At 48.0% G+C, this 7,200-nt stretch carries 6 protein-coding genes and 1 pseudogene; 3 read left to right on the plus strand and 4 right to left on the minus strand.

Annotation, left to right across the window (positions count from 1 at the left end; genetic code table 11):
- The 4 genes and pseudogenes from UXZ23_RS11540 to UXZ23_RS11555 all read right to left on the minus strand — a co-directional run bounded on the left by UXZ23_RS11540 (position 1) and on the right by UXZ23_RS11555 (position 3,131).
- Positions 1 to 573 (minus strand): nucleoside triphosphate pyrophosphatase, encoded by a 573-nt coding sequence (locus tag UXZ23_RS11540; protein ID WP_320820717.1) that lies wholly within the window; start codon positions 571 to 573, stop codon positions 1 to 3.
- Positions 573 to 1,049 carry a rod shape-determining protein MreD gene (mreD, locus tag UXZ23_RS11545; RefSeq protein WP_320820718.1) on the minus strand — a complete coding sequence of 159 codons (477 nt, stop codon included), beginning with the start codon at positions 1,047 to 1,049 and terminating at the stop codon, positions 573 to 575. Before mreD ends, UXZ23_RS11540 begins: the two co-directional genes overlap by 1 nt.
- A complete protein-coding gene (gene mreC, locus UXZ23_RS11550) occupies positions 1,046 to 1,909 on the minus strand; it encodes a rod shape-determining protein MreC (protein ID WP_320820721.1) in 864 nt (287 codons plus the stop codon). The genes mreD and mreC overlap by 4 nt, the downstream gene beginning before the upstream one ends.
- Before the next feature lie 184 nt (positions 1,910 to 2,093).
- Positions 2,094 to 3,131, minus strand: a pseudogene (locus UXZ23_RS11555) (rod shape-determining protein).
- 127 nt (positions 3,132 to 3,258) lie between these two features.
- Here UXZ23_RS11555 and gatC point away from each other — a divergent pair.
- Genes gatC through gatB form a run of 3 tightly spaced genes read left to right on the plus strand, consistent with a single transcriptional unit; the run spans position 3,259 to position 6,489 of the window.
- Entirely contained in the window at positions 3,259 to 3,546 is a 288-nt protein-coding gene (gatC, locus tag UXZ23_RS11560; RefSeq protein WP_025264650.1) for an Asp-tRNA(Asn)/Glu-tRNA(Gln) amidotransferase subunit GatC, read from the plus strand.
- A 24-nt stretch (positions 3,547 to 3,570) separates the two neighbouring features.
- On the plus strand, positions 3,571 to 5,025 hold the full coding sequence (gene gatA / locus UXZ23_RS11565; RefSeq protein ID WP_320820722.1) for an Asp-tRNA(Asn)/Glu-tRNA(Gln) amidotransferase subunit GatA: 1,455 nt from the start codon (positions 3,571 to 3,573) through the stop codon (positions 5,023 to 5,025).
- 12 nt (positions 5,026 to 5,037) lie between these two features.
- Positions 5,038 to 6,489, plus strand: coding sequence for an Asp-tRNA(Asn)/Glu-tRNA(Gln) amidotransferase subunit GatB (gatB, locus tag UXZ23_RS11570; protein ID WP_320820719.1), 1,452 nt, complete (start codon positions 5,038 to 5,040; stop codon positions 6,487 to 6,489).
- Positions 6,490 to 7,200: the final 711 nt, after the last annotated feature.

Below are 7,200 nucleotides of genomic sequence, written 5' to 3' on the forward strand. Positions count from 1 at the left end.
TCACCCGACCTGCCACACAGGTACGTTAAATTCTTGAAGCATGGCGGCTGTCTCTGTTAATGGCAGCCCGACCACATTGCTATAACTTCCTTCGACGGCATCTACGAGAATGGCTCCAAAGCCCTGAATTCCATAGCTGCCAGCTTTATCGCTGGGTTCACCCGTAGCGACATAGCGTTGAATTTCTTCTTCACTCAGGCTGCGTAAATGCACCTGAGTAATCACACTGCGCACCAGCACACGTTCACCATCAACTAAAGCCACCGCCGTAAGCACTTGATGCGTTCGACCCGATAAGCGCGCCAACATCTTTGCCGCATCGGCTTCGTCTAATGGTTTTCCTAAAATTTCGCCATCAATGATGACCGAAGTATCTGACCCCAACACTACTGCATCAGTGTGTCGTGCAGCAACGACACGCGCTTTCTCTAACGCTAAACGCTCAACGTAAGCCTGAGCAACTTCACTGGCTTCTGGCGTTTCATCAATATCCGCAACATCCACTTCAAATCGGACACCGATTTGCGCCAACAATTCACGACGACGTGGAGAGCCCGAAGCTAAAATCAGCATCAGTGCTGCATCCGACGCAAGCTTTTGTAGCCTACGGTGTAAACCCAAGGCCACAGAATTGCCGACATAAACGCCGGCATCCACAAGAGTACAGGCCGGCTATCGCCATTAATAATCAGCAAGCCCCAATAATGAATCAGCTGCTGCATCGCAATCAGCAGCATAATGACGATGGCTTGCTGCAGCACGTTAAATAGAAACATGCGGCGATACAAAATTTGCAGCATCAAAATATGTACTGTCACCATCACCACATGCAGCCCTAATAATGTCCCTTGCTCGACATCCATCATCAGCCCTAGCGGTATGGCTAACCATAAACCGAATACATTGGGTGCAAATAAAACCAAGGCTGTAATACACAACATCACCCATGCCGGTTGAAACCAATCCACCACCACAGGTAGTGGCAAATGTTCCAGCACGAAGGCAATAAAAATCATAAAAAACGAGAAGAAAATCGCGCGGGCGCTCATGGGTTCTCCTGCCACAATGCTGCGGGCGGTACGCGACCAGCCTCATTGGAAAATACCAATAAAAAGTGACGGCTACGATCCAGTTGCGCGGTAGGCGTTGCCGTCACGCTGGCAAAAGGTTTCCCCGGAATATTCTCGACCTTGTTCACCGTAGCAACCGGATAGCCACGCGGGTAACGTCCACCTAAGCCAGAGCTAACCAGCATATCGCCAACCTTAATATCGGCGGTGTTTGGCACGTAGATCAGTTCAAGTTCACTTAACGAACCCGTTCCCGTTGCGATTGCCCTCACGCCATTGCGATTAACCTGAACCGGAATCGCATGGTTTGAATCAGCAATCATCAATACACGACTGGTGAGTGGCAGCACATCAATCACTTGCCCCAATAAACCATAAGCATCCAATACTGGCTGACCAATAAAGACGCCGTCTTCACCGCCCTTATTAATAATAATTTGCTGGGTAAACGGATCTGGATCTACTGATGTGATCGACGCAACAAGAACACGATCGTCGACCTGCTCAGAGGCACTTAATAATTCACGCAGCTCAATATTTTCGGCTTCAAGGTACGCCATGCGCTGAGCACGACGCTCAAGAATAAAATTGCGAGCGGATAATTGTTTATTCTCGCGTAGCAATTCACGACGCAAGGTCGCCGAATCGCCAAACCATTCTGCCATAGCCAAAGGCACGGTCGCCGCCTGCTGTGCAGGAGCAACAATAAAACCAACGCCATAACGTACCGGTTGTAACCACTGAAAATGACTATCAACCCACATTAAGGCCATCGACAACACGACGATCAACAAGACCCGCTGCCCTTGATAAGGCGGAATCTGAAATTGCGATTTAATGGCGCTCTACCCTGAGTAAATTCTCAAAGGATCAACTATACCGTTTGCGCCGCCGAGGAACCAGCATGTAAGCCTACTGGCACAGCTATGGGGAAAATCTTTAACGTAAAAATGATTCGGCCCCGATAATTATCGAGGCCGAATCACAATACAAAGAGGCAGAGCAAAGAATGCAGACGAAGGATCAATCCAGCGCTAACATTTCCAATTGCTGTTCTGTTGCAGTTTCTAAGAACTTACCGCCGCCGCGAGCAACACACGTTAATGGATCGTCGGCAACGATTACTGGCAAGCCAGTTTCTTCGCTCAGCAACTTATCTAAGTCACGCAACAAAGCACCGCCACCGGTCAGTACCATACCGCGCTCAGCCACATCAGAAGCCAATTCTGGTGGCGCTTGTTCTAGCGCACCCTTCACCGCTTGTACGATTGCGGCTAAAGATTCTTGTAGAGCTTCTAGAATTTCGTTCGAGTTCAACGTAAAGCTACGTGGAATACATTCGGCTTGGTTACGTCCGCGCACATCAATCTCGCGCACTTCGCCACCAGGGTAAGCCGTACCGATTTCTTGTTAAATACGTTCAGCCGTTGCTTCACCAATAAGGCTGCCGTAATGACGACGCACATACGCCACAATCGCTTCGTCGAAACGGTCGCCGCCGATTTTTACCGACTCAGCGTAAACTACGCCACTCAAAGAGATAATGGCGATTTCAGTAGTACCACCACCGATATCCACCACCATAGAACCGCGTGCTTCATCAACCGGCAAGCCAGCACCAATAGCCGCTGCCATTGGTTCATAAATCAAATACGCACGGCTTGCGCCAGCATTCATCACAGAATCGCGAATCGCTTTACGCTCAACTTTGGTTGCTTGGAACGGCACACACACCACAACACGAGGGCTTGGTGGTAAGAAACTGCTTTCGTGTACTTGCTTAATAAAGTACTGCAGCATTTTTTCCGTCACTTCAAAGTCAGCGATAACGCCATCTTTTAGCGGACGAATTGCCTGAATCTTGCCTGGAGTACGGCCCAACATGCGCTTCGCTTCAGCACCAACCGCTTGCACGGTTTTGCCGTTTTGTTGAATCCGGATGGCCACGACAGAAGGCTCATTTAATACGATACCTTTATCACGCATGTAGATAAGCGTGTTCGCTGTACCCAAGTCGATCGACAGATCGCTGGAAAACAAACCTCGTAGCTTCTTAAACATCCAATTATGTTCCTGTAAACGGGTGGCAAAAAATTGCTGTACCTCTAGCAACGGCAGGGATTTAGGGCAAGGCGCATTTGTGCTACGCTCGCTGCTTCTTCACAGTCATCATCACTGGAGTATGCACATGGCTCTGGACCAAGATCAGGTTCGTGACATTGCCGACTTATCTCGTTTACAACTCGACGAGACACAAATCGCGGAATATCAGACAAATCTCAGCAACATTTTACATCTAGTGGATCAACTATCTGCCGTTGATACCTCGGACGTAGAACCTATGGCACACCCGCTAGACGCTGTTCAACGTCTGCGTGCTGACGTAGTAACCGAAACGAATCAGCGCGAACACTTTCAAAAAATCGCACCAGCCGTTGAAAACGGCCACTACCTCGTACCTCGCGTAGTTGAGTGATGGGCGCCAAGGACTGAAATGACCATGCATAACAAAACCATTGCCGAGATCTCTCGCGATTTAACGGCAGGCGAATACTCCAGCGCCGAAATCACTCAAGAATTACTCGCTCGCATCAAAGCACAAGATAGCACGTATAACAGTTTTATTACTGTGTCTGATGAGCAAGCAATTGCACAAGCAAATGCCGCAGATGCCTGCAGAGCCGCTGGCAATGCCACCGCTTGGACAGGCGTGCCGATGGCACACAAAGATATTTTTTGCACAAACGGCGTTTTAACCACCTGTGGCTCAAAAATGTTGAGCAATTTCGTTGCGCCTTACGACGCCACCATCGTTGATAACTTCAACCAAGCCGGTGCTGTGTCGTTGGGCAAATTAAATATGGACGAATTTGCCATGGGCTCGTCGAACGAAAGTTCGTTTTACGGCCCCGTTAAAAATCCATGGGATACCGAGCGTGTTCCGGGTGGTTCGTCAGGTGGTTCTGCCGCGGCCGTTGCCGCGCGTTTAGTACCGGGAGCTACCGCATCCGATACCGGCGGTTCTATTCGTCAGCCTGCTGCTTTTTGCGGATTAACCGGACTGAAACCAACCTATGGTCGCGTTTCGCGTTACGGCATGATCGCTTATGCCTCCAGCTTAGATCAGGCCGGTACAATTACTCGTAACGCCGAAGATTCCGCCATGATGCTCAACGTTATGGCCGGTTTTGATGCCAAAGATTCAACCTCGGTGCAACGCAACGTGCCGGATTACACCGCCTCGTTAAACGACAGCATCGAAGGCATGACCATCGGCCTGCCGAAAGAATATTTCAGCGACGCATTAAGCGCCGACATGCAACAGCAAGTGCGTAATGCCATTGCCGAATACGAAAAAATGGGCGCCAAAGTAAAAGAAATTTCCTTGCCAAATACCCATTTAGCCATTCCTGCGTATTACGTGATTGCACCGTCAGAATGCTCGGCCAATCTGTCGCGTATGGACGGCGTACGTTTCGGCTATCGTTGTGAAGATCCAAAAGACATTGAAGACCTCTACAAGCGTTCACGCGGTGAAGGTTTTGGTAACGAAGTAAAACGCCGCATCATGATTGGTGCTTACGCACTGTCGGCTGGTTTTTACGATGCCTACTACAAAAAAGCACAACAAGTACGTCGTTTAATTAAAAACGACTTTGTTAGCGCCTTTAATGATGTCGACATCATCATGAGCCCAGTAACACCGACACCGGCATTTAAATTCGGTGAAAATGCGAACGACCCTGTCGCCATGTATTTAGAAGATATTTTTACCATCGCACTTAACCTTGCAGGCCTACCGGGCATGTCGGTTCCGTGCGGGCAAGTAAACGGCCTTCCAGTCGGCTTGCAATTAATTGGTAATTACTTTGATGAAGCGCGTCTGCTGAATGCCGGACACCAGTTCCAGCAAGTGACCGACTGGCATTTAAAAGCACCTAACGGCATCGCGTAAGAGGATTCGAACATGGAATGGGAAGTTGTTATTGGCCTTGAGATTCACGCTCAGCTGGCCACTAAATCTAAAATATTTTCAGGCTCATCGACCGCCTACGGTGCCGAAGCCAATACCCAAGCAAACGCCGTTGATTTAGGCTTGCCGGGCGTATTACCTGTATTTAACGAAGAAGCCCTGCGCATGGCGGTAAAATTCGGCCTCGCCATTGACGCAGAAATTGGTTTGAAATCGATTTTTGACCGTAAAAACTATTTCTACCCAGACTCGCCTAAAGGCTACCAGACCACCCAGCTGCATCACCCAATCGTGGGCATGGGTCATATCGACATCGAACTTGAAGGCGGCGTCAGCAAACGTATTAACGTCACGCGCGCACACCTTGAAGAAGATGCCGGTAAATCGGTACACGAAGGCTTTGCAGGTATGTCTGGCATCGACTTAAACCGTGCCGGAACACCACTGGTCGAAATCGTCTCTGAGCCAGAAATGCGCAGCGCTAAAGAAGCCGCCGCGTATTTCAAAAAAATGCACAGCATCGTTACTTATTTAGGTATTTGTGACGGTGATTTATCCCAAGGCTCTATGCGTTGCGACTGCAACGTATCGTTGCGTCCGAAAGGCCAAAAAGAATTTGGTACACGTACCGAAATTAAAAACGTAAACAGTTTCCGTAACGTTGAGCGCGCCATTAATACCGAAATTCAACGCCAAATGGACGTACTTGAAGACGGTGGCGTTATCCGCCAAGAAACTCGCTTGTACGACGCCGATAAAGACGAAACCCGCGCTATGCGCTCTAAAGAAGTAGAAAACGATTATCGCTACTTCCCGTGTCCAGATTTATTACCTGTGATTATTGATCAGGAATACGTCGAAGCCGTACGCGCAACATTGCCAGAATTACCCGACGCGAAAAAAGCCCGCTTCCAAAGCGAACACGGCTTATCGTTAATGGACGCCGCCGTACTGTCTTCCGACCGTATCATGGCCGACTATTTTGAAGCCGCCGCGAAAATCTCTGGCGACTACAAAATTGCCGCGAACTGGGTGATGGGCGACGTATCTGCCGCACTGAACAAAAACGAAATCGCCATCAGCGATATTCCAGTCAGCGCAGAACAACTTGGCGCACTGCTCAGCCGCATTAAAGACAACACCCTCTCCAATGGCGGTGCGAAAGAAGTCTTTAACGCGCTTTGGGAAGGCAAAGGCACAGACGTCGATGCTCTGATCGACAGCCTAGGCCTCAAACAAGTATCCGATACCGGCGCGATTGAAGAAATTGTGGCGCAAGTATTAGCCGACAATCCAAAACTGGTCGAAGGCTATTTAAATACGCCGGAAGATAAACGCGCCAAAGCCGTTGGCCCATTTATTGGACTGGTGCGCAAAGCCGCGAAAGGGGTCAACCCACAAGTGGTGATGGATGTGTTGCAGAAGAAGTTGAGTGAGTTAGGTTAACTTCTTTTTAAATGCGCTCTTACGCAATGTTGGAGCGCATTTTATACGCCATGTAAGTTGTGAGCTGTTCTTTTATAAACTCGGATTGATACCCTACTTAAGGAATGAGGACTTATTTTGAATAAAATAGCTTTGTCGATACTGACCGTTTTAGTTTTATTTCTAATGCTCTGGCAGTCAAAGGCCTACTTGTATCAGGTTGACTATATTTATGTCACAGAGTACGGAGTGCTATATCAAAAACTAACAGAGGATGGCGTTATAACCGAGCTAGAGGACCGGCAACTCCAAGCCGAAAAAAATAAAGGATATACGGGGGTTCCTCAGGAATATTTAAACAAAAGATTTTTAGAAAAGAACATTTCTTGGTTTCTATTAACCTCAGTTTTACTTTTTTTATGCTACTTCATTCCAAAAAAATTTATATATTTCTTAGAATATATAGTTGTAATTGAAGCTTTGATCTCTTTCTTCATATTGGAAAGTTTCCACGCGTCTTATTTGCTAATTATCTCGTTATTGTTTTTCTTTCAGTATCGCAAGCGATGGAAGGGTTCAAGGGGTCAGAATCGAATGCCACTAAGTTAAGGCCGTTTTCCATAGGATTTCAATGGTAAAATAGCTCTCAAATTTAGACAAGCAAAGCTACCAAAATGACTCCTATGTTTCCAGGTTGGCACCTACCCACATTGCGCAGAAAACCAAAGACAG

Origin of the sequence: Thalassolituus sp. (assembly GCF_034111725.1) — a bacterium.
Classification (GTDB): Bacteria; Pseudomonadota; Gammaproteobacteria; order Pseudomonadales; family Oceanobacteraceae; genus Thalassolituus.

What these genes read in the sequence shown, in the direction of transcription:
- mreD (WP_320820718.1), bottom strand. Translation starts at nt 1,049, where the DNA reads ATGAGCGCCCGCGCGATTTTCTTCTCGTTTTTTATGATTTTTATTGCC.
- UXZ23_RS11540 (WP_320820717.1), bottom strand. Translation starts at nt 573, where the DNA reads ATGCTGATTTTAGCTTCGGGCTCTCCACGTCGTCGTGAATTGTTGGCG.
- gatA (WP_320820722.1), top strand. Translation starts at nt 3,571, where the DNA reads ATGCATAACAAAACCATTGCCGAGATCTCTCGCGATTTAACGGCAGGC.
- gatC (WP_025264650.1), top strand. Translation starts at nt 3,259, where the DNA reads ATGGCTCTGGACCAAGATCAGGTTCGTGACATTGCCGACTTATCTCGT.
- gatB (WP_320820719.1), top strand. Translation starts at nt 5,038, where the DNA reads ATGGAATGGGAAGTTGTTATTGGCCTTGAGATTCACGCTCAGCTGGCC.